We start from the raw sequence: 20,509 nt of genomic DNA, 5'->3' as shown, positions 1-20,509 counted from the left end.
GGGTCGGGCAGGGGGTGTCGGGGTTCGGGCAGTGCCTGCACGGCGTTCCAGAACGGGGTGAAGACCTTGTACGGTTCGCCCTGTCCGGTGAGCACCGTCCACGGCTCCCAGAGCAGGTTCGCGGCGAAGCTGTGCGCCTCGATGCCGCGTTCGTGCAGGGCGGCCTTGATGCCGGCGTCGATGTCCCGCTCGACGGCGCCGTACCGACGGTTCCAGTACACGGCGTCCGCTCCGGCATCGGCGACGAGCTGATCGATGACCTCGGCCGCTGCGCCCCGACGGAGGACGAGTCGGGACCCGCGCTCGCGGAGATCGGTGTCGAGCGCGGTCAGCGAGTGGTGCAGCCACCAGCGGCTCGCGGCACCGATCGGACGGAGGCCCGGGGACCGCTCGTCGAGCACGACGACCACGGTGACGTCGCCGCCGTGGTCGATCGCCGCTCGGAGCGCGGGGTTGTCCGACAGCCGGAGGTCGTCACGGAGCCAGACGATCGCGCCGGTCACACCGTCGCCGCGTCCGGAGCGGCGACCGGGCGGGTCACCGAGCGGCGGTCCGGTGCCGTGCCGACCGCGAGCCGGAGCTTGGTGCAGAGTTCGGTCAGGGTGCGGAGCTCGGGGTCGGACAGCCCCGCGCCGACCTGGCGGGCGATGCTCGCGGCGTGCTGCACGGCGACCTGCCGGTAGACGTCGAAGCCGTGCGGGGTCAGCGCCACGATCACCCCGCGGGCATCGGTGGGGTCCGGCTGCTTCTCGACGATGCCGCGGGCGAGCAGCCGGTCGACCAGACGGCTGACGCTCGGCTGGGTCAACAGGAGGTGCCCGGTGAGGTCACGCATGCGGCAGCGACGGCCGGGCTGGGTCGACAGGTTGAAGCAGACGTCGTACTCGTTGAACGAGATCTCGTCGCCGGGGAAGTCCGCGTTGAGACTCCGCATCACGGCGACCTGGGCGCGGAAGAGCGCTTCCCAGGCGGCGACAGCGGTCGCCTTCTCACTGCGGCGTGTCTCGCTCACGTTCGCGTTCCCTCCGGTCGTACGGTCCGTCCACACTACCGACGGGGTCCGACAGGAGCCGGGCGACATGCACGAGGGCCGGCCGCCTGTCGGCGACCGGCCCTCTCCCTTGCACCAAGAGTGTCCTGCAATCACATTCCGCAGGCGGTGCCACAGCAAACACCGTCTGCACGAACGACTGTATAACGAAGCGGTAACGGGGCGCCAGCCTCTCCGGAGGTGGTTCGCTGCGAGTTCACCAAGAGCAGTCGATCCGGTTCAGAAGAGGTCGGGCGACGGGGTGGACGCGTACCGGACCGCGACGTCGGCGTGGCGGTCGAAGCGGTAGCCGACGCCGCGCACGGTCCGGACGATCTCCTCGAACGCGCCGAGCTTCGAGCGCAGTCGGCGGACGTGCACGTCGATGGTGCGCTCGTTCGGGGTCTCGTCCTCGCCGTCCGACCAGAGGCCCTCGATGATGGCCGAACGGTCGACGGTCTGGCCCTCACGGAGGACCAGGAACTGCAGGAGCTCGAACTCCTTGTAGGTCAGCGGTGCGGCCTCACCGTCGAGCGTCACGCGCTTCCGGGAGATGTCGATGACGACCCCGGTCTCCTCGGGCTCGGGCTTCTCGGCCTGCTTGCGGGCGGCGACCGCGGAACGGTCCTGCAGGGCGAGGCGGACGACGTCGACGTCGCGCCCACCGGAGTGCTCGGCGGCGACGGCGACCGCTGCGTACGTCTCGGACGTCGGGACGAGCTGCTCCGTGAGGGCCTTCAACTGCTCGACCACGGCGGCGAGGGTCGTGCCTGCGGCGGCGGCCTTGGCCTCGTCGATGCCGACGTACAGGGCGAAGCCGCGGGCCTCGGTGCCTTCCGGGAGCGCTCGGTTCCGCTGCGGGGCCACCACGGGGCTCGTCGGCACGGTGGCCGGCCCGGACGCCGCCGGGGAGGCCGGACGCGGGCGGATCGGCGTGACGGTGCCGAGTTCGGTCGGAGCCGAGGCGGTGCGGAGTGCGGTGCGGGGCTGGGCGATGGTGAGCGACATGGTGGTTCTCCGGGCGGTGTGGCCGGTGCGCGGGTGGCGCGGCGGCCGGTGTCGAATGCGTCATCCCGGGTGCGGCGGTACGCCGATGCGCCCTGCGGTCCTGCTGCGGACCGGGGCAGACCCGGGGGAACGGGAGACAGACCTCGTGACGTGGTGCGCGTCGCCGACGGTGTCCGTCACCCGGGGATCACGCGCTCGCGACGGGGATGGTGTCGCGGGGGATCCGGCTGGAACGGGTGCCGATCAGGCACACATTCGACAACGCATGACTGCCATGGCCGGCATCATCGTGCCGACGGTCCCCACTGCCCCTGCGGAGGAGCACGCCTCGGAGAGGACGCGGGTGGACACGGTTGCAGTCATGGGACGAGTATCGGCGGTATACCAACGCGGTGTCAACCGTCCGCGTGGACGGTGCGGTGAGCGCGACCGCGCGGCCGTCGAGCGCCACGCCCGTTCTTTCCCATTGCGCCCGCGATGGGAAGTCGAATCGGGCATACCGGGTGGAAAGGAACGACCGGGTACGCCCCGAACGACCCGGTACGTCCGGAACGACCGGGTACGCCCGGAACGGGCGGGTACGCCCGGAACGGGCGGGTACGCCCGGAACGGGCGGGTACGCCCGGTACGGGCGGGTACGCCCGGTACGGGCGGTACGGCCGTCGCGTCGCGCGCCAGGACGGACTGGAGGCGCGGTGCCAGCCGGCACCGCGCCTCCAGTCCGAGACGTGGCGGGTCTGCGCTACTCGGCCAGGCCGTAGAGCCGGTCGCCGGCGTCGCCGAGCCCCGGCACGATGTAGCCGTTCTCGTCGAGCTTCTCGTCGAGCGCACCGAGGACGATCGAGACGTTGCGGTCACCGACGGCCTGCTCGACCATGGCGAGCCCTTCGGGGGCACCGAGGATGCACACGCACGTGACCTCTTCCGCGCCGCGGGCGAACAGGAAGTCGATCGCGGCGGCGAGGGTGCCACCGGTGGCGAGCATCGGGTCGAGCACGAAGCACTGTCGCCCGGACAGGTCGTCGGGCAGGCGCTCGGCGTAGGTCTGCGGCTCGAGCGTCTCTTCGTTGCGGGCCATGCCGAGGAAGCCGACCTCGGCCGTCGGGACGAGCTTGACCATGCCCTCGAGCATGCCGAGCCCGGCGCGGAGGATCGGGACGACGAGCGGCCTGGGCTTGGCGATCGCGACGCCCATGGTGTGCGCCACCGGGGTGTCGATCGGCGTCGCCGTGACCCGGACGCCCCGCGTTGCCTCGTACGCGAGGAGCGTGACGAGCTCTTCGGTCAGCGCGCGGAACGTGGGGGAGGGCGTCGTACGGTCGCGGAGCACCGAGAGCTTGTGGGTGATGAGCGGGTGGTCGGCGACGTGGACTCGCATAGGGTCGAGCCTAGCGTGCCGCCGACCGTCAGGAGGTCCCGTGGAGCAGCCAGCAGCCCGCCCGTTCGTCCCGGCGATGGAGCGTGCCCTCGACGAGGCCAGGCGGTGCCTGGACACCGGCGACGTCCCGGTCGGCGCCGTGGTGCTCGACCGCGACGGCGTCGTGGTCGCCACCGGCCGGAACGAGCGCGAGGCGCGGCAGGACCCGACGGCGCACGCCGAGGTGCTCGCGCTCCGGGCCGCTGCGGCCGTCACGGGGGACTGGCACCTCGAGGAGCACACGCTGGTGGTCACGCTCGAGCCCTGCCCGATGTGCGCCGGCGCCGTCATGGCAGCACGGGTGCCCCGGGTCGTCTTCGGCGCGTGGGACCCGAAGGCCGGTGCCAGCGGCAGCGTCTACGACATCGCCAGGGACCGCCGGTTGCCGCACCGCTCCGAGGTGATCGGCGGCGTGCTCGAGGCGGCCTGCGCCGGGCTCCTCGACGACTTCTTCAGTCTGCGGCGAGGATGACGATCGCCTCGGTCGGCGGCTGCGGCCCGGTGCGCAGGACGTCGGGTTCGACGTAGATCACCCGGGCGATGGGCACGGCGCTCCGGACTCGCTGCTCGACGGCATCGATGCCCGCCGCGACGTCCCCGAGCCGGCGGTCCCCGTCGACGGCGACCTTCACCCCGACCATGAGTTCGTCCGGGCCGAGGTACAGGGTCTTGAGGTGGATGATCGCGTCGACCTCGGGGCCGTCGAGCACCGCCTCCTTGATGCGCTCGACGTCGGCGGCGGTCGCGCCCTCGCCCACGAGCAGGCTCTTCGTCTCGATGCCGAGCACCACCGCGACGGCGATGAGCAGCGCCGCGATGAGCATCGTGCCGATCGCGTCGAACACCCCGTTGCCGGTGATCGCCGTCAGCCCGACCCCGAAGAGCGCGAACACCAGACCGAGCAGGGCCGCGGTGTCCTCGAGCATCACGACGGGCAGCTCGGGCGCCTTGGCGCGACGGACGAACTGCACCCAGCTCTGCGAGCCCTTCTGCGGCCGGGCCTCCTTCAGGGCGGTGCGGAGCGAGAAGCCCTCGAGCCCGATGGCGATCACGAGCACGACGAGGGGTAGCCACCAGTTCTCGAGCGGGTGCGGGTGGGCGAGCTTCTCGATGCCCTCGTAGAGCGAGAACACACCGCCGACCGAGAACAGGATGATGGAGACGACGAACGCGTAGACGTACCGTTCACGCCCGTAGCCGAAGGGGTGCTCCTGGTCCGCCGCTCGCCGGGCCTTCCGGCCACCGAGCAGCAGGAGGAGCTGGTTCGCGGAGTCGGCCAGGGAGTGCACGCCCTCGGCCAGCATCGACGCCGATCCGCTGATCGCCGCCGCGATGAACTTCACGATCGCGATGCCGATGTTGGCACCGAGTGCGGCGAAGATCGCCTTCGTGCCTCCGGAAGCGCTCACAGCTGTCCCCTTCTCGTGGTCTGCGACACGATCCTAGGCGGGTCGCGTCGGTAGGGTCGGGAGCATGACGATCGACCTGCCCCGCACCGCCCTGCTCGGCGTCGGCTCCATGTCCGGCGCGGTCCTCGACGGCCTGCTCGCCGCGGGACTCGACCCGGCCACCGTGACCCTCACCACGAAGTCGGAGGCGTCCGCTGCTGCCCACCGGGAGCGCGGCCTCGACGCCACCGCGAGCGACACCGACCCCGCGGCGAACCGCTCGGCCGTCCGCGGCGCTGCCCTCGTGGTGGTCGGCGTGAAGCCGTACATGATCGCGGACCTGCTCGACGAGGTCGCCGACGACCTGGAGCCCGGCGCCGTCCTGGTCAGTGTCGCCGTCGGCACCACCATCGCGAGCATGGAGGCACGGGTGCCCGCCGGCGTCCGCGTCGTCCGTGCCCTGCCGAACACCCCGATCGGCGTCGGCCACGGCGTCACCGGCATCAGCGCGGGCACCTCGGCCGACGCCGAGGCCGTCGCACTGGCGTCGTCGGTGTTCACCGCCTCGGGTGAGGTCATCGAGGTGCCGGAGTCGCAGCTCGACGCGCTGTCCGCCGTGTCCGGTTCCGGTCCCGCCTACGTCTTCCTGCTGATCGAGCAGTGGCAGCGTGCCGCCGAGGAGCTCGGGTTCACCCACGAGCAGGCGGCGACGATGGTGCAGGGCACCGTCCGCGGCGCGGTCGAGCTGCTCGAGCGGTCGGGCCGTGAGCCCGCCGACCTGCGCCGCGCGGTGACGAGCCCGAAGGGCACGACGGAGCGGGCCGTCGCGATGCTGCAGGACGCCGACCTGGCGGACACGCTGCTGCGCGCGTCGCGTGCCGCGATCGCGCGTGCCGAGGAGATCGCCGCGTCGTAGACGCAACCGCTGTGCGGACGGGAGGCCCGTGGCGACGCCGCCACGGGCCTCCCGTCCGTCCGGTGGTCGTTACTCGTACGCGGCGAAGCGCTCCAGGTCAGTCTCGGAACCCGAGACGATGATGACGTCGTCCTCACCGATCACGCTGTCCGGCGTCGCCGGCACGAACGGGTTGCCGGGCGGCTTGATGCCGAGCACGGTCAGGCCGAACCGGGTGCGGATGACCGTGGTGGCGAGGTCCTTGCCGCGGACCGCGCGCGGCGGGAACATCTTGACCACGGCGAAGTCGTCGTCGAACTCGATGAAGTCGAGCATGCGGCCGGAGACCAGGTGGGCGGTTCGCTCGCCGGCCTCCCGCTCGGGGTAGACGACGTGGTTCGCGCCGATGCGGGACAGGATCGTGCCGTGCGACCGGCTGATGGCCTTCGCCCAGATCTGCGGGACGCCGAGGTCGACCAGGTTCGCGGTGATGAGGACGCTCGACTCCAGGTCGCTGCCGGTCCCGACGACGGCGATGGCGAAGTCCTGCGCGCCGATCTGCCGGAGCGCGTCAATGTCCGTGGCGTCGGCCTGCACCGCGTGGGTGACCCGGTCGGACCACTTCTGCACCAGGCCGGCGTCGGTGTCGACGACGAGCACCTCGCGGTCCTGGCGTTCGAGCTGGCCGGCGGTGGCGGCCCCGAAGCGACCGAGCCCGATGACGAGGACGGGAGCGTCGTGACTGATGGCACCGTGCTGGTGCGGCGAACGGTTTCGGTCAGCCAACGATCGGCCTCTCCTCGGGACGGCGGAACAGTTGCCGGCTCTGGCTGGCGGCCAGGGCAGCGGCGATGGTCACTGTACCGACCCGGCCGAGGAACATGGTGGCGGCGAGGACGTACTTGCCGGACTCGGGGAGGTTCGCGGACACCCCGGAGGACAGCCCACTGGTCGAGAACGCCGAGATCACCTCGAACAGGACGCGGTCGAGGGAGTCGTCGGTGATCTGCAGGAGCACGACGGTCGCGACCGCCACGATCGTCGCTCCCCAGAGCACGATGGCGACCGCGACCCGCAGGACGTCGCTGGGGATGCGGCGGCCGAACGCCTCCATGCTCTGCCGGCCGCGGGCCTCGGCGACCGCGGCGAGGAACAGCACAGCGAGGGTCGTCACCTTGATGCCGCCCGCGGTCGACGCGGACCCGCCGCCGATGAACATGAGCATGTCGGTGACGAGCAGGCTCGAGCCGTTGAGCTGGTCGAAGTCGACGAGCGAGAAGCCGCCCGACCGGGTCATGGTCGACAGGAACAGGGCCTGGAACGCGGTGCGCCCGGCGCCCTCCTTGCCGAAGGTCGTGGGGTTGGATGCCTCGAGCGCGATGTAGACGACCGCGCCGCCGACGAGCAGGATCGCGCTCGTGGCGAGGGTCAGCTTGACGTGGATCGGCCAGCGCCGCGGGCTGCGCAGCTGCTTGGTCAGCGCGCGGATCACCGGGAACCCGATGGACCCGGCCACGACACCGATCATCAGGAGCGTCAGGAACCAGTAGTCGTGCGCGAACGGATCGAGGCCGTCGGCGTTGGGCGAGAACCCGGTGTTCGTGAAGGCCATCGCCGCGTAGTAGAAGGAGTCGCCGACCGCGGTCCAGAACGGGATGCCGGCGATGAGCACCGACGGCAGGAGGAGCAGACCGAGGACGATCTCGATCGAGAGCGTGCTCACCGCCACCGTCGCGAGCAGGGTGCCGACCTCGCCGAGCCGCACCGCCTGCCCCTCCGGGACGGCCCCGTGGTGGGTGCGGAGCGGGTTCGAATCGCCGGCGGCCATCAGCTTGGCGCGCAGGCCGAGCTTGCGGGTGACGAAGAGGCCGAGGATCGACGCGAAGGTCAGCACACCGACGGCGCCGATCTGGGTGCCGATGACCACGAGGACCTTGCCGAACACCGACCAGTGCGTCGCCATGTCGACCGTGGCCAGCCCGGTGACGCAGACCACCGACGCGGCGGTGAACAGCGCGTCCGAGAAGTGTGTGCCCCGCCCGTCGGTCGAGGCCCACGGGGTCATGAACAGCACCGTGAACAGGAAGATGAGCGCGATGAACACGACGATCGCCAGTCGGGACGGCGACGACCGGAGCACCGTCGCGATCCGGCTCGAGCGCCGTCGGCTGACGCTCACGTGGCGCGGGATCGGCTCGGTTCGGTCGAGCATGCGTATGCCTCCGAGGACATGGGCCGGGACGGTTCGTCATGGTACATCCGCGGTGCCCCGGCTAGCCTTGCCCCCATGGCCGACATCTTCTCCGTCGTGGCGGACCCGACCCGGCGCGAGCTGCTCGGCACCCTGCTGTCCGCCTACGGATCGGACGTCACGGGCGGGGAGCTCAGCGTCGGTCAGCTCGTCCAACGACTCGGTGTCAGCCAGCCCACGGTGTCGAAGCACCTGCGTGTCCTCCGCGACATCGGTCTCGTCACCAGTCGCGAAGAGGGGCAGCACCGGTACTACCGGCTCGACCCGGAGCCGCTCGTCCACCTGGAGGAGTGGGTGCTGCCGTTCACGGGTGCGGTCGACGCCGACGGCACACCCGCCACCACGGCGTGGACGCCCGACGGGCAGCCGGTGTCCGTCCGCCGGAACGGCACGGCAGGCAAGGCCACGGTCGAGGTCGGCACCGAGCTCGGCCGGGTCATGGCCGAGGCGTCCTACCGGGCCACCGCCGCGATCTCCGGGGCGCAGCAGGGCTGGGAGCGCGTGGTGGACCGCAGCCGCAAGCGCTTCACCCGCAAGCCCGACGAGGACTGAGCCCGCGGCGCGGCCGGTGAGCGCGCGCCGAGGACTGATCCTGGACACCGAGTCGCACGCGCCTCTACAGTTGCCACTGACCACACAGGTCACACCACTCCCGTGCGCAGCGCGCGTGCGAGCCCCGAAGGCGGACCATGACCGGCAGTTTCGACGACGTGCGCTTCCTCACCGTCGCTGAGGTTGCCGAGATGATGCGCGTCTCGAAGATGACCGTGTACCGGATGGTGCACGCCGGGGAGCTCCCCGCCATCCGCTTCGGCCGCTCCTTCCGCGTCCCCGAGTCGGCCGTCGCCGACGTGCTGCGCGGTGGCGTGGCGGACGTCGGCTGACCGCGCGTTCGACATCACAGCGGGCAGCCGGTAGACTCGGGCAGGTTGATTTTCCGCGGTCTCTTCGGCCCGGTGTCCGTACATCAGCATCAGTCCGAGCGAGGTCCACATGGGTTCTGTCATCAAGAAGCGTCGTAAGCGCATGGCGAAGAAGAAGCACCGCAAGCTCCTTCGCAAGACGCGTCACCAGCGCCGCAACAAGAAGTAGATCCTCAACAGGTCTGCGCAGGTCGGAGGACCTGCACGAGAAGCCCCGGTTCGCCGGGGCTTTCGCGTTCCCGGACTACGCTGGGACCATGCCCGCAGTGACGTTCCTGACGAAGCCCGGATGCCACCTCTGTGACGACGCCCGACCCGTGGTCGAACGTGTCGTCGCCGAACACCCCGGTGTCACGCTGCAGGAACGCTCGATCCTCGACGACGACGCCCTCCGCCAGGAGTACGCGGAGGACATCCCCGTCGTGCTGATCGACGGGCGCGTCCACAGTAACTGGCACGTCGACGCGGACCGGCTCGCGCGTGCACTCGAGAAGGCCGAGGCCCGCGCATGATCTCCCACGTCGTCTCCTGGTCCCTGCGTGCGGACCTCGACCGCACCGCGTCCATCGCCCGCATCCGCGAGCTCCTGACCGGCCTGATCGGCACGATCGAGTCCATCCGCTCGCTCGAGGTCGTCGAGAACGTCGCGTACCCGGACAAGAACCAGGACGTCGCCGTGGTCGCGACCTTCGACGACCTGGCCGGCCTCGACGCCTACCAGGTGCACCCGGAGCACCAGGCCGCGGCAGCGGAGATCCGCGAACTGGTCACGTCGCGGGCCGCCATCGACTGGCAGAGCTGACCCGGGCCTCCCGGCCGCGCGCTCGTCGCTTCGCGTCGCGCTTCCTGAGCAGCAATGGCCGCCTCCCGCATCGGGAGGCGACCATTGCTGCTCACCATGTGCGCGCGGCCTCGCCGCGCAGCGTGGGACCTACGGGGTCAGGCGCGTCGGGCCACGGAACAGGTACGTGACCTCGCGGATCGACGGCTCACCCAGCATGAGCATCAGCACGCGTGCGAGGCCCATGCCGAAACCACCGTGCGGCGGGACGCCGTAGCGGAAGAAGTCGAGGTACCAGCCGAGCTCTTCCGGGTCGAGGCCCTTCTCGACGGCCTGCGCCTCGAGCACGTCGACGCGGTGCTCACGCTGGGCACCGGTGGAGATCTCGGCACCGTTGAAGATGAGGTCGTAGCTGTTGGTGACCGACGGGTCGCCCGGCTTCCGCATGTGGTAGTACGGCCGGATCGAGGCGTCGTACTCCGTGACGAACACGAACTCGGAACCGTGGTGCTCCTTCGCCCAGGCGGCGACGCGGCGCTCGCCCTCGGGGTCCAGGTCGCCGTCGGCGCGGACGACGTCGTGGCCGCTGTCGGCCACGATCTGGCGGGCGTCGGCCAGCGTCACGCGGGGGAACGGCGTCGCGGGGACCTGCAGCTCGAAGCCGAAGACCTCCTCGATGTCCTTGCCGTACTTCTCCTTGACGGCGGTGATGCCGGCGACGAGGACCTCTTCGTGCATCGCCATGACGTCCTCGTGGGACTCGATCCACGAGAACTCGGCGTCGACGCTCGTGAACTCGGTGGCGTGGCGGCTCGTGAACGACGGGTCGGCGCGGAAGGCGTCGGCGATCTCGAACACGGCACCGAAGCCGGCCGGCTGTGCCATCTGCTTGAAGTTCTGCGGGGACTGCGCCAGGTAGGCGGTCGTCTCGAAGTACTCGAGCTGGAAGAGCTCGGCGCGCGACTCGGACGCCGACGCCATCAGCTTCGGCGTGTGGATCTCGATGTAGTCGCGGTCGACCCAGTACGTGCGGAACGCGTGCTCCAGCGTCGTCTGGATGCGGAAGATCAGGTTCTGCTTGCGGTTGCGCAGGTCGAGGAAGCGCCAGTCGAGGCGCTTGTCGAGCGACGAGTCGTCGGCGATCGGGGTCTCCGGGATCGCGGCGCTCACCACCTGCAGTGCACCGATCTTGACCTCGAGCCCGCCGAGCTTCACGCGCTCGTCGTGCTTCAGCGTGCCGGTGACGTGCACGAAGGTCCCGTGCGCCAGGCCGGAGATCTCGTTGGTGGTCGCAAGGGCGGACTGTGCGGCGTCGTCGCCGTCCTCGGCTTCGCGCGTCGCCGGGTTCACGAGCTGGACGGCGCCGGTCTCGTCGCGCAGCACGACGAACTGCACCTTCTTCTGGTCTCGGACGGTCTCGACCCATCCGGCCACGGAGACGGGACCGTCGGGGAGGGCTGCCAGGTCGGCGATGCGGGTGCGTTCGATCACGGTGGTCGAGTCTAACCGCCTGCGTCCGGGGGCGTGGGCGGCAGGGCTCCTCCCTCCACAGGGCCGCCCGCGTCCGACGTTCTCCACCGATGGCCGGGAGGCCCGTGGCGGCGTGCGTGGACTCCGTAGCGTTCTCGACGTGGCCGGGTCGCGGGACGAGAGGGGGACCGGGTGGGGACGGGGACGGGGGAGCTCGCGACCTGGCCGCCTGCGGCGGTCGCGACGGTGGTGGCGGCGCTCTCCACGGCGGCGTTCACGCTGCTCGTGGCGGTCGTCGGTGGGCTGTGGGCGGTCATCCGGTGGCGGCGGGACGTCGCGCGTGAACAGCGCGACCGGGCTTGGTCACGATTCGTCTGGGTGGTCGACCACGTCACGGACGCGGACGCGGACGTGGGTCGTGCCGAGATCGGGAGACTCGTCGCGGGAGCGATGTACAACATGCAGGTTCTTCGCGAGGCCGACGAGGTCATCGGCAAGCTCGTGCTGGAACTGGTGACGGAAGAGGAGCAGACATGACGCAACGGGACCCGGTGAAGGCCTTGTTCGTGCGGCGGGACGAGGAATGGAAGGCGAACGTGCGCAGACGGCACTGGTTCCGGCCATGGCGAGCACGTCGGGTGATCGCCGAGCACGATCGGCTGCGGGAGATGATGGAGGAGATGGCCGAGGCCAAGCGGGAACGGAGTCGCCTCATCGCGGCCGGCGTGCTCGAGGGCTCAGGGGAGCGACGCGCGGAGTGACCCGAGCGTGCCGATGAATTCTTCGGCCATGCCGGCCCGCTCGACGAGCTTGGCGTGGCGGGCCCGTGCGTCGTCGAGGTACGCGTCGAGGCGCGCCGCCAGTGCTGGTTCGTCGTCGGGGTCCTTGACCGCGAGCGCGTCGACGACCCGGAGCAGCTCGGCCATCTCGTCGAGCGTGAAGCCGAGGGGCTTCATCCGGCGGATCACGAGCAACCGCTCCAGGTCCTGTGCGGTGTAGACCCGGAACCCGCCCGTGGTGCGCCCGCTCGGCACGAGCAGCCCGACCTCGTCGTAGTGCCGGATCGTGCGCAGGGACATGCCGGCGCGATCGGCGAGTTCACCGATGTGCATCGTGTCGGGGACGTCGTTGGGGCTCACGATGCACAACTCTACCCTCACGTGAGGGTAGAGTTCTGATCGATGTCCGTGATCACACACGCGCCGGCGGCCCCGAGCGTCCTCGCCGCCCTCCGCTCACCCCGCATGCTCACCCGAGAGGTCCTGGCGGGGATCGTCACCGCGCTCGCCCTCATCCCCGAGGCGATCTCGTTCTCCGTCGTCGCCGGGGTCGACCCCGCGGTCGGCCTGTTCTCGAGCGTCATCATCGCGATCGTCATCTCGATCGTCGGCGGGCGCCCGGCGATGGTCTCGGCCGCTGCTGGCTCCGTGGCACTCGTCATCGCGCCGTTGGTGCGCGAGCACGGCATCGAGTACCTCGTGCCCGCGATCGTCCTCGGTGGCGTGTTCCAGCTCGTGCTCGGCTTCCTCGGGGTGGCGCGGCTCATGCGCTTCATCCCGCGCAGCGTCAACGTCGCCTTCGTCAACGCCCTCGCCATCCTGATCTTCACGGCGCAGCTGCCGAACCTGCTCGGGGACGACGTGCCCTTCATCGTCTGGCCGCTGACAGCCCTCGGCATCGTGATCATCGTCGGCTTCCCGTTCCTGACCAAGGCGATCCCCGCGCCACTGATCGCGGTGGTCGTCATCACCGGCCTCACGATGCTCTTCAGCATCGCGGTGCCGACGGTGGGCGACGAGGGCGAGCTGCCGACGGCGCTGCCCGGCTTCAACGGGATCGTCACCCCCTTCACCTTCGAGACGCTGCAGATCATCGCGCCCTACGCGTTCGGGGTCGCCGTCGTCGGCCTGATCGAGACCCTGCTCACCGCGCAGCTCGTCGACTCCATCACGGAGACCGGCTCGAGCAAGTGGCGCGAGTCGTGGGGCCAGGGCGTCGCGAACATCGCGTCCGCGTTCTTCGGCGGGACCGGCGGGTGCGCGATGATCGGCCAGACGGTGATCAACGTGAAGACCGCGGGTGCCCGGACCCGGATCTCGACCTTCGCGGCCGGCGTCTCGGTGCTCGTCCTGACGATCGTGCTCCACGACCTCGTCGCGCAGATCCCGATGGCCGCGCTGACGGCGGTCATGCTCATGGTCTGCGTCGCGACCTTCGACTGGCACAGCATCCGACCGCGCACCCTCCGACGGATGCCGCTCGGCGAGACCGCGGTCATGCTCATCACGGTCGTGGTCGTCGTCGCGACCGAGAACCTGGCCACCGGGGTGTTCGTGGGCGTCATCGTCGCGGCCCTGGTGTTCGCCCGGCGGGTAGCGCACGTCGTGTCGGTCGTCCGCGAACCGATCGACGACCGCACCGTGCGGTACCGGGTCCGGGGAGCCCTGTTCTTCGCCTCGTCGAACGACCTGGTCACGCGCTTCTCCTACGCCGAGGACCCGGAGCACGTGGTCATCGACATGTCGGACGCCCACGTGTTCGACGCGTCGACGGTCGCGGCGCTCGACGGGGTCGAACAGCGGTTCGCGAAGCACGGGTCGACGGTCGAGGTGGTGAACCTCGACACGGGGTCGATCGCGCTGCACGGGCGGCTGTCCGGCGAGCTCGGGGGCTGAGCGCTTCCGCATCCGGTGAATCCCCTGGGGGGCCGGTGGGAACCGCGGGGCGACCTACACTGGAACCCATGCCCGCGACCCGACTCCACCTCGTCCGGCACGGTGAGGTGCACAACCCGGGCCGCGTCCTGTACGGCCGGCTCCCGGGCTTCGGACTGAGCGACCTCGGCACGCGGATGGCCCAGACCTCCGCCACCGCCTGGAAGGACGCCGGTGTCGACGTGCGTCGGATCGTCGCGTCCCCGCTGCAGCGCACCCAGGAGTCCGCCGCACCGTGGTCGGCGGCGTACGGGCTCGACGTGACGCTCGACGAGCGCCTGATCGAGCCGACGAACCGGTACGAGGGGCAGCCTCCCGGGTTCACGAAGCGATCGCTCGGCCGTCCGGCAGAGTGGCCGTGGATCGCGAACCCGCTGCGTCCGAGCTGGGGGGAGGCGTACGAGTCGATCGCCAACCGCATGCTCGCGGCGATGACCACGGCGTGGGAGAGCGTGGACGAGGGCGACGTCGTCCTGGTCAGCCACCAGCTGCCGATCTGGATGGTCCACCGCAAGCTCGCGGGGGAGCCCCTGTGGCACGACCCGCGCAAGCGTCGGTGCGACCTGTCGAGCATCACCACCGTCGAACGTGTGCCCGCCACGTCGACCGGTCGGTTCACCGAGGTCGGGTACGCGGACCCCGCGCAGGAACTGCGCGCGACCGCCGTCGACGAAGGAGCAGTGTGAACAGCACGAGCAGCGTGAGCGTCACCAGCAAGCGGTTCGCGATCCTCGCGGCGACGGCGATCGCCGCCGCACTCGTGCTGTCCGGCTGCTCGTCGGACAGCGGCGGACTCGCGAAGCAGTACGGCAACGGCACGACCCAGAACTACATCTCGGGTGACGGCGCCGTGACCGAGGTCTCCGCGAAGGACCGCACCGACCCGGTCACGTTCCGGGCCGAGGACTCGAACGGCGACACCGTCTCGTCCGAGGACCTCCGGGGCAAGGTCGTCGTCCTGAACTTCTGGTACGCCAGCTGCCCGCCCTGCCGCGCCGAGGCGAAGTACCTCAACCAGGTGCACGAGGACTACGCGGACGACGACGACGTCGCCTTCATCGGCGTCAACGTCCGCGACGAGGCACAGACCGCCGCCGCCTTCGAGCGCACCTTCGACGTGCAGTACCCGACGGTCCTCGACCAGCGGTCGGGCACGATGCAGCTCGCGATGTCCGGGCAGATCGCCCCGAACGCGGTCCCGGCCACGATCGTCCTCGACACCAAGGGGCGCGTGGCTGCCCGGGTCCTCGGCGCGATCGACGGCACGAGCATCCTGAAGACCCTGGTCAGCGACGAGCTCGACGCCGGCAAGGCATCCTGACCTGTGGCCTCCAACCCCTTCGCCGACGCGATCCTGAGCGGCCAGATGGCCGTGGCGCTGCCCGTGGCCGCGCTCGCCGGGCTCGTGTCGTTCCTGTCCCCGTGCGTGCTGCCGCTGGTGCCGGGCTACCTCGGGTACGTCGGCGGTGTCGCCGAGGGCGGGCAGCGTCGGGGCCGTGTGGTGCTCGGCGTGCTGCTGTTCATCCTCGGGTTCACCGCGGTGTTCGTGGCGTACACGACGGTGTTCGGGGCGCTCGGCTTCTGGCTCGTCCGCTGGCGTGACCTCATCACGCAGGTCCTCGGGGTCGTCGTGATCGCCATGGGTCTGGTGTTCGTCGGCCGGTTCACGTTCCTGCAGCGCACCATCAAGCCCGGCTGGACCCCCGCCACGGGGTTGCTTGGCGCACCCCTGCTCGGCATCGTGTTCGGCCTCGGCTGGACCCCCTGCCTCGGCCCGACCCTCGCGGCCATCAACCTGCTCAGCGTCCAGTCAGGCAGCGCCTGGCAGGGCATGTGGCTCGGGGTCGCGTACTGCCTCGGGCTCGGCATCCCGTTCGTCCTCGTCGCCCTCGGCGCCGGCTGGGCCACGGGCGCCATCTCGGCGGTGAAGCGGCACATGCGCACCGTCAACATCATCGGAGGAGCGATCCTGATCGTCATCGGTCTGCTCATGGTCACCGGTATCTGGTCGGCCGTCATGTCGAGCGTCGGGGCGGTGATCCAGAGCTTTGTCCCCGCGGTCTGACCCGAACGAGAACATCCCCACGGGCGCAGGCGACGGGGCCGACACCGCCTCGGACCCGCAGCGGCCGTCCGACCACGTCGACGGCTCCGGCCCCACCGACGGCGGCGTCAACCAGCCGAAGCTCGGCGTCGTCGGGTACCTCCGGTTCTTCTGGCGGCAGCTGACGAGCATGCGCACCGCGCTGTTCCTGCTCATGCTGCTCGCCCTCGCGGCGATCCCGGGCTCGCTCGTGCCGCAGCGCACCGCCGACCCGAACGGCGTCGTGCAGTACAAGGCGGACCACCCCCAGCTCTACCCGGTCCTCGACAAGCTGCAGGTCTTCGACACCTACACCTCCGTGTGGTTCTCGGCGATCTACCTGCTGCTCTTCGTCTCGCTGATCGGCTGCATCGTCCCGCGGACCAGGCACCACTGGCAGGCGCTCCGCACCCGACCGCCCCGGACGCCCGCGCGCCTGACGCGACTGGCGGGCTTCCGTACCGTGGCTGTGCAGCCGGACGCGATGATCGACGGGACCACCGGGATCGACCCGGCCACGGGCCTCCCGTCCACCGAGCACGCGGTGACGCGCGCGATGGCGATCCTGAAGCGCTCCGGGTACCGCGTCGAGCGGTTCGGCGACTCGGTGAGCGCGGAGCGCGGCTACCTGCGCGAGACCGGCAACCTGGTGTTCCACTCGGCGCTCGTCGGCGTGCTGCTGGCGGTCGGCGTCGGTGGCGGGTTCGGGTTCACCGGCCAGCGCCTGCTGGTCGAGGGCCAGACGTTCTCGAACGTGCTCGGCTCGTACGACTCGTTCAACCCGGGGCGCTGGTTCCAGCAGACCGACCTCAAGGGCTACAACCTGACCCTCGACAAGTTCGTGACCAAGTACGAGGAGCGCAACCTCGACGCCCTCGGCCAGGCACTCGACTACTCGGCCACCGTCACGAGCACCGAGAAGGGCGGCGAACCGAAGACCAGCCGCCTCGGCGTGAACGAGCCGCTGCACGTCGGCGGCACGAACGTCTACCTGCTCGGCAACGGCTACGCGATGCAGGTCACGGTGCGTGACGGTGACGGCAACGTGGCGTTCAAGGACGTCGTGCCGTTCCTGCCCGAGGACGCGAACTACACCTCCACCGGCGTCATCAAGGTGCCGGACTCGAAGCCGGACCAGCTCGGCATGGTCGGGTTCTTCTACCCGACGGCCTCGAAGCTGGCCAGCGGTGCGTACACGAGCGCGTACCCGGACACCCAGAACCCGCTGCTGACGCTGCAGGTCTACACGGGTGACCTCGGGCTCGACAGCGGTGTGCCGCAGAGCGTGTACACGCTCGACACCAAGGGGCTGGACCAGATCGCCGGTCGCCAGTCGGACACCGCGAGCATCGCGCTCGAGCCCGGTCAGACCAAGAAGCTCCCCGACGGCGCGGGGTCGATCACGTTCGACGGCGTGAAGCGGTACGTCTCCCTCGACGTCCACCACGACCCGTCGCAGCTCTGGGTGGGCGGGTTCGCCCTGCTCTCCACCCTCGGCCTGCTCACCTCGCTGTTCGTCCCGCGCCGTCGCGTCTGGGTGAAGGTCGTCCCGCGCAAGGACACGGCGGGCGGCGAGTACGACCTCGAGTACGCGGGCCTCGCCCGTGGCGAGGACCCGAACCTCGAGCGGGCCGTCGCGGACCTCGCACAGCGCCACACGTCGGACCTCGGAGTTAGGATGCCCCAGTGAACGACATGACCACGAACCTCGCGACCTACTCGGTCGTGCTGACGTACTCCGCGATGGCGGTGTACGTGATCGCGTTCATCTCGTTCGCGCTCGACATGGCCAAACGCTCCGGCGAGGTAACCGCCGCGGCGAAGAACGCCGGCGCCGACGACGGCTCGGCCGACGCGTCCAGCGCTGCATCCGCACGCGGAGCGAAGACGGTCGCGACCGTGCGTGGTGGCACCGTCGTGCTCGAGCAGGTCGCCGCACCGCCGTCGGGCGGCTCCGCCGGCCGCGGCACGAAGTTCGAGCGCGTCGGCATGGCGATGACCATCCTCGCGCTCGTCCTGCACGTCGCCTCGGTGGTGCTCCGCGGCATCGCGGCCGACCGTGTGCCGTGGGGCAACATGTTCGAGTTCTCGCTGACCGGTACGGCGCTGATCACCCTGATCTTCCTGCTCGTGCAGTTCTGGCAGAACCTGAAGTTCCTCGGCGTCTTCATCACGGGCCTGACGATCATCCTGCTCGGCATCGCGACGGTGAACTACTGGGTCCCCGTCGTCCCGCTGCAGCCCGCCCTGCAGTCGTACTGGCTCGTCATCCACGTCTTCGTGGCGATCGCCGGCACCGGGTTCTTCGCCCTCGGCGCGGGCCTCGCGGTGGCGCAGCTCGTGCAGACGTACCGCCAGGGCCGCACGGGCTCGAGCAAGCTCCGCTTCATGGCGACGCTGCCCGACGCCGACCGGCTCGAGGTCCTGACCTACCGCGTCCTGCTCGTCGGCTTCGTCCTCTGGACCTTCACCCTCATCGCCGGTGCGATCTGGGCCGAACGTGCCTGGGGTCGCTACTGGGGGTGGGACACGAAGGAGGTCTGGACCTTCATCATCTGGGTCGTCTACGCGGGCTACATCCACGCCCGGGCGACCCGTGGCTGGCGCGGCGCGCGCTCGTCCTGGCTGGCCCTCATCGGCTTCGCCGCGGTGATGTTCAACTTCTCGGTCGTGAACGTCTTCTTCAAGGGCCTGCACAGCTACTCGGGTCTGTGATGCACGTGGGTCGCTGAGGCGGCCCTGGTCGCGACCACGACCGGACGGGAGGCACGGTGCCAGCTGGCACCGTGCCTCCCGTCCGTCGTTCGGTCGCGTGCAAGACCAGGAAGACGCCGTCGTGTTGGCGAGACACCGCCGATTTCGGTGGCGTCTCGATGACTCGGCGGCGTCGAAGGGGAACGACGGCGTCGTGCGACCGGGCCTAGGCGGCGAGCCCGGCGAGCACGGCGTGCACACGGGCCACCCGCTCACGCCACCACGCCGTGCGCTCCGGCGACGCGGCGTACCGCTCCACCAACTCCGGCGCGACGTCGACCCGGCGCACCGGCACCCGACCGCCGACCGGCAGCAGCGGTTCCACGGTGACGTCCCCGGCGAACATCGCGGCCGTCCCGAGCCCCGCCGCGTAGCCCGGTGTCATCGCCGCGGCGGCGAGGAACGCCCCCATCCCGAGCCCGACCGAGGTGTCGAGCGCACTGGAGACGACGCACGGCAGCCCGGCGTCGGCGATGACGGCGCGCGCCGCCGTGATCCCCCCGAGCGGCTGCGCCTTCACGACCAGCACGTCCGCGGCGCCGGCACGGGCGACGGCGAGGGGGTCGCTCGCCTTCCGGACGCTCTCGTCCGCGGCGACCCGGACGCCGAGCCCGGTGATCCGCGATCGCAGCTCGGCGAGCTCGGGCACCGTCGCGCACGGCTGTTCCGCGTACTGCAGGTCGAACGCCGCGAGCCGCTCGAGCGCCACGGCGGCCTGCTCGACGCTCCACAGGCCGTTGGCGTCGACCCGCACGGCGGCCTCTGGTCCCATGACCCGGCGGACGGCGGCGACCCGGGCGACGTCGTCGTCGACGGTCGTGCCGGGTTCGGCGACCTTGACCTTGGCCGTGGTGCAGCCGGGGTACCGGGCGAGCAGGTCGGCGACGTCCTCGGCGGCGATCGCCGGGACGGTGGCGTTGACCGGCACGGACTCGGCGGCGGGCTCGTGGTCCGTCCATCCGAAGTCGACGGTCGCCCGCAGCCAGGCGGCGGCCTCGGTGTCGTCGTACTCGACGAAGGGCGAGAACTCGGTCCAGCCGGACGGGCCGCGGAGCACGACGGCCTCGCGCGTGGTGATGCCGCGGAACCGCACCCGCATCGGCAGGGCCACGACGTGCGCGTCGGCGAGGAGATCGGCGAGGTCGGGGAGCACGTCCGCCATCCTGCCACCGCGCCCAGGGCGCCCGCCGGCTCCTCGGAGGGGACCGCCAGGGCAGGGCACTAGCATGCATCGGTCGGCTCCGGTCGGCGAGGGGAACGACCCGGAACGAGGGAGGCTCGGTGGCGGTGGATCCGCGGCAGCGCGCAGCACAGCAGCGTGCATCGCAGCGCCCGTCCGACCCGGCGCGTGCCGGACAGCCTGCGGCACCCGGTGCCGGACGACCCTCGGTCGCGCGCTCGGCCGCCGCTCCGGCCCGCGACGGCGACGACTTCGCCCGGCTCATGCAGCGCAACACCGTCGACGTGCGGCAGACCGGCGCCAAGAAGCGCCGCAACCCCGTCGTCGGCAAGATCGCCCTCGGCCTCGCAGTGGTGTCCGCCGCGGTCGACGCCAGTGCCTTCGCCGTGTTCATGGGCGGTGACACGAACTTCGCGTTCGGCATCTGCTTCGTCGTCGTGTTCCTGACGCTCATCGCCGCCGTGCTCGGATTCGTCGCGGCCGTCGGCTCGTTCGGCCGCTGGTACGGCGCCGTCGGGGTCGTCCTGGCGTTCTTCGCGAACCCGGTCATCCTCATCGTGATCATGGTGTTCGTCGCGCCGGAGATCCTGACCGACATGGGCGCCTGACCGGGCC

The 20,509-nt window shown here is 70.7% G+C and carries 26 protein-coding genes; 16 read left to right on the top strand and 10 right to left on the bottom strand.

What is annotated here, in order from left to right:
- From KK087_RS13100 to upp, 4 genes are all read right to left on the bottom strand, one after another.
- A partial coding sequence (locus KK087_RS13100) for a deoxyribodipyrimidine photo-lyase (protein WP_214565847.1) occupies positions 1–503 on the bottom strand: 503 nt, incomplete at its 3' end.
- On the bottom strand, positions 500–1,012 hold the full coding sequence (locus KK087_RS13095) for a MarR family winged helix-turn-helix transcriptional regulator (protein WP_307858434.1): 513 nt from the start codon (positions 1,010–1,012) through the stop codon (positions 500–502). The genes KK087_RS13095 and KK087_RS13100, both read right to left, overlap by 4 nt.
- A gap of 258 nt (positions 1,013–1,270) precedes the next feature.
- The gene (locus KK087_RS13090; RefSeq protein ID WP_214529601.1) at positions 1,271–2,038 is read right to left on the bottom strand and encodes a winged helix-turn-helix domain-containing protein; all 768 of its coding nucleotides are present in this window, start codon (positions 2,036–2,038) and stop codon (positions 1,271–1,273) included.
- Positions 2,039–2,780: 742 nt separating this feature from the next.
- Positions 2,781–3,416 carry a uracil phosphoribosyltransferase gene (gene upp, locus KK087_RS13085; protein ID WP_214545140.1) on the bottom strand — a complete coding sequence of 212 codons (636 nt, stop codon included), beginning with the start codon at positions 3,414–3,416 and terminating at the stop codon, positions 2,781–2,783.
- Between the two features lie 76 nt (positions 3,417–3,492).
- On the opposite strand from upp, the gene KK087_RS13080 reads away from it, so the two are divergent.
- Positions 3,493–3,927 carry a nucleoside deaminase gene (locus KK087_RS13080; RefSeq protein ID WP_214545155.1) on the top strand — a complete coding sequence of 145 codons (435 nt, stop codon included), beginning with the start codon at positions 3,493–3,495 and terminating at the stop codon, positions 3,925–3,927.
- Here the strand turns inward: KK087_RS13080 and KK087_RS13075 are convergent.
- The gene (locus KK087_RS13075) at positions 3,908–4,864 is read right to left on the bottom strand and encodes a cation diffusion facilitator family transporter (protein ID WP_214565845.1); all 957 of its coding nucleotides are present in this window, start codon (positions 4,862–4,864) and stop codon (positions 3,908–3,910) included. The two genes, KK087_RS13080 and KK087_RS13075, sit on opposite strands and share 20 nt — an antisense overlap.
- A gap of 64 nt (positions 4,865–4,928) precedes the next feature.
- Here KK087_RS13075 and proC point away from each other — a divergent pair, with 64 nt between their 5' ends.
- On the top strand, positions 4,929–5,759 hold the full coding sequence (gene proC / locus KK087_RS13070) for a pyrroline-5-carboxylate reductase (RefSeq protein WP_214565842.1): 831 nt from the start codon (positions 4,929–4,931) through the stop codon (positions 5,757–5,759).
- A 69-nt stretch (positions 5,760–5,828) separates the two neighbouring features.
- On the opposite strand, the gene KK087_RS13065 is transcribed toward proC, so the two are convergent.
- Positions 5,829–6,524 (bottom strand): potassium channel family protein, encoded by a 696-nt coding sequence (locus tag KK087_RS13065; protein WP_250901088.1) that lies wholly within the window; start codon positions 6,522–6,524, stop codon positions 5,829–5,831.
- Positions 6,517–7,950, bottom strand: coding sequence for a TrkH family potassium uptake protein (locus tag KK087_RS13060; protein WP_214565840.1), 1,434 nt, complete (start codon positions 7,948–7,950; stop codon positions 6,517–6,519). Before KK087_RS13060 ends, KK087_RS13065 begins: the two co-directional genes overlap by 8 nt.
- Before the next feature lie 75 nt (positions 7,951–8,025).
- Between KK087_RS13060 and KK087_RS13055 the strand changes: the two genes are divergently transcribed.
- From KK087_RS13055 to KK087_RS13035, 5 genes are all read left to right on the top strand, one after another.
- Complete coding sequence (locus KK087_RS13055; RefSeq protein ID WP_214529595.1) at positions 8,026–8,541, top strand: ArsR/SmtB family transcription factor; 516 nt, start codon at positions 8,026–8,028, stop codon at positions 8,539–8,541.
- A 137-nt stretch (positions 8,542–8,678) separates the two neighbouring features.
- Positions 8,679–8,873, top strand: coding sequence for a helix-turn-helix domain-containing protein (locus KK087_RS13050; RefSeq protein ID WP_017888579.1), 195 nt, complete (start codon positions 8,679–8,681; stop codon positions 8,871–8,873).
- Between the two features lie 109 nt (positions 8,874–8,982).
- Positions 8,983–9,081, top strand: a complete 99-nt coding sequence (locus KK087_RS13045) for a 30S ribosomal protein bS22 (protein WP_003792170.1) — start codon at positions 8,983–8,985, stop codon at positions 9,079–9,081.
- Positions 9,082–9,169: 88 nt separating this feature from the next.
- Positions 9,170–9,424 carry a glutaredoxin family protein gene (locus KK087_RS13040; RefSeq protein ID WP_214545137.1) on the top strand — a complete coding sequence of 85 codons (255 nt, stop codon included), beginning with the start codon at positions 9,170–9,172 and terminating at the stop codon, positions 9,422–9,424.
- The gene (locus tag KK087_RS13035) at positions 9,421–9,714 is read left to right on the top strand and encodes a Dabb family protein (protein ID WP_214529594.1); all 294 of its coding nucleotides are present in this window, start codon (positions 9,421–9,423) and stop codon (positions 9,712–9,714) included. Before KK087_RS13040 ends, KK087_RS13035 begins: the two co-directional genes overlap by 4 nt.
- A 129-nt stretch (positions 9,715–9,843) precedes the next feature.
- Here KK087_RS13035 and aspS read toward each other — a convergent pair whose 3' ends face one another.
- Entirely contained in the window at positions 9,844–11,184 is a 1,341-nt protein-coding gene (aspS, locus tag KK087_RS13030) for an aspartate--tRNA(Asn) ligase (protein ID WP_214565838.1), read from the bottom strand.
- A 171-nt stretch (positions 11,185–11,355) separates the two neighbouring features.
- Here aspS and KK087_RS13025 point away from each other — a divergent pair, with 171 nt between their 5' ends.
- Both KK087_RS13025 and KK087_RS13020 read left to right on the top strand, forming a co-directional pair.
- Positions 11,356–11,700, top strand: coding sequence for a hypothetical protein (locus KK087_RS13025; protein ID WP_214565836.1), 345 nt, complete (start codon positions 11,356–11,358; stop codon positions 11,698–11,700).
- The gene (locus KK087_RS13020; protein WP_111022231.1) at positions 11,697–11,924 is read left to right on the top strand and encodes a hypothetical protein; all 228 of its coding nucleotides are present in this window, start codon (positions 11,697–11,699) and stop codon (positions 11,922–11,924) included. The genes KK087_RS13025 and KK087_RS13020 overlap by 4 nt, the downstream gene beginning before the upstream one ends.
- On the opposite strand, the gene KK087_RS13015 is transcribed toward KK087_RS13020, so the two are convergent.
- Positions 11,901–12,275 carry a MerR family transcriptional regulator gene (locus KK087_RS13015; protein WP_214565877.1) on the bottom strand — a complete coding sequence of 125 codons (375 nt, stop codon included), beginning with the start codon at positions 12,273–12,275 and terminating at the stop codon, positions 11,901–11,903. The two genes, KK087_RS13020 and KK087_RS13015, sit on opposite strands and share 24 nt — an antisense overlap.
- A gap of 69 nt (positions 12,276–12,344) precedes the next feature.
- Between KK087_RS13015 and KK087_RS13010 the strand changes: the two genes are divergently transcribed.
- The 6 genes from KK087_RS13010 (at position 12,345) to ccsB (ending at position 18,675) form a co-directional block, all read left to right on the top strand.
- The gene (locus tag KK087_RS13010; protein WP_214529590.1) at positions 12,345–13,838 is read left to right on the top strand and encodes a SulP family inorganic anion transporter; all 1,494 of its coding nucleotides are present in this window, start codon (positions 12,345–12,347) and stop codon (positions 13,836–13,838) included.
- Positions 13,839–13,906: 68 nt separating this feature from the next.
- Complete coding sequence (locus KK087_RS13005; protein ID WP_214529588.1) at positions 13,907–14,563, top strand: histidine phosphatase family protein; 657 nt, start codon at positions 13,907–13,909, stop codon at positions 14,561–14,563.
- 14 nt (positions 14,564–14,577) lie between these two features.
- Positions 14,578–15,198, top strand: coding sequence for a TlpA family protein disulfide reductase (locus tag KK087_RS13000; protein ID WP_214565834.1), 621 nt, complete (start codon positions 14,578–14,580; stop codon positions 15,196–15,198).
- Positions 15,199–15,243: 45 nt separating this feature from the next.
- On the top strand, positions 15,244–15,942 hold the full coding sequence (locus tag KK087_RS12995; protein WP_214529676.1) for a cytochrome c biogenesis CcdA family protein: 699 nt from the start codon (positions 15,244–15,246) through the stop codon (positions 15,940–15,942).
- Complete coding sequence (gene resB, locus KK087_RS12990) at positions 15,926–17,650, top strand: cytochrome c biogenesis protein ResB (RefSeq protein WP_250901087.1); 1,725 nt, start codon at positions 15,926–15,928, stop codon at positions 17,648–17,650. Before KK087_RS12995 ends, resB begins: the two co-directional genes overlap by 17 nt.
- A gap of 5 nt (positions 17,651–17,655) precedes the next feature.
- A complete protein-coding gene (gene ccsB / locus KK087_RS12985) occupies positions 17,656–18,675 on the top strand; it encodes a c-type cytochrome biogenesis protein CcsB (protein WP_214565862.1) in 1,020 nt (339 codons plus the stop codon).
- Positions 18,676–18,880: 205 nt separating this feature from the next.
- On the opposite strand, the gene KK087_RS12980 is transcribed toward ccsB, so the two are convergent.
- Positions 18,881–19,876 (bottom strand): o-succinylbenzoate synthase, encoded by a 996-nt coding sequence (locus KK087_RS12980; protein ID WP_214545132.1) that lies wholly within the window; start codon positions 19,874–19,876, stop codon positions 18,881–18,883.
- Positions 19,877–19,995: 119 nt separating this feature from the next.
- On the opposite strand from KK087_RS12980, the gene KK087_RS12975 reads away from it, so the two are divergent.
- Positions 19,996–20,502 (top strand): hypothetical protein, encoded by a 507-nt coding sequence (locus KK087_RS12975; protein ID WP_214565832.1) that lies wholly within the window; start codon positions 19,996–19,998, stop codon positions 20,500–20,502.
- Positions 20,503–20,509 lie beyond the last annotated feature (7 nt).

This window comes from Curtobacterium aurantiacum (assembly GCF_018598555.1).
Classification (GTDB): Bacteria; Actinomycetota; Actinomycetes; order Actinomycetales; family Microbacteriaceae; genus Curtobacterium; species Curtobacterium aurantiacum.
The sequence above is the reverse complement of the archived record's forward strand: the minus strand, read 5'-3'. Positions and strand labels throughout refer to the sequence as shown.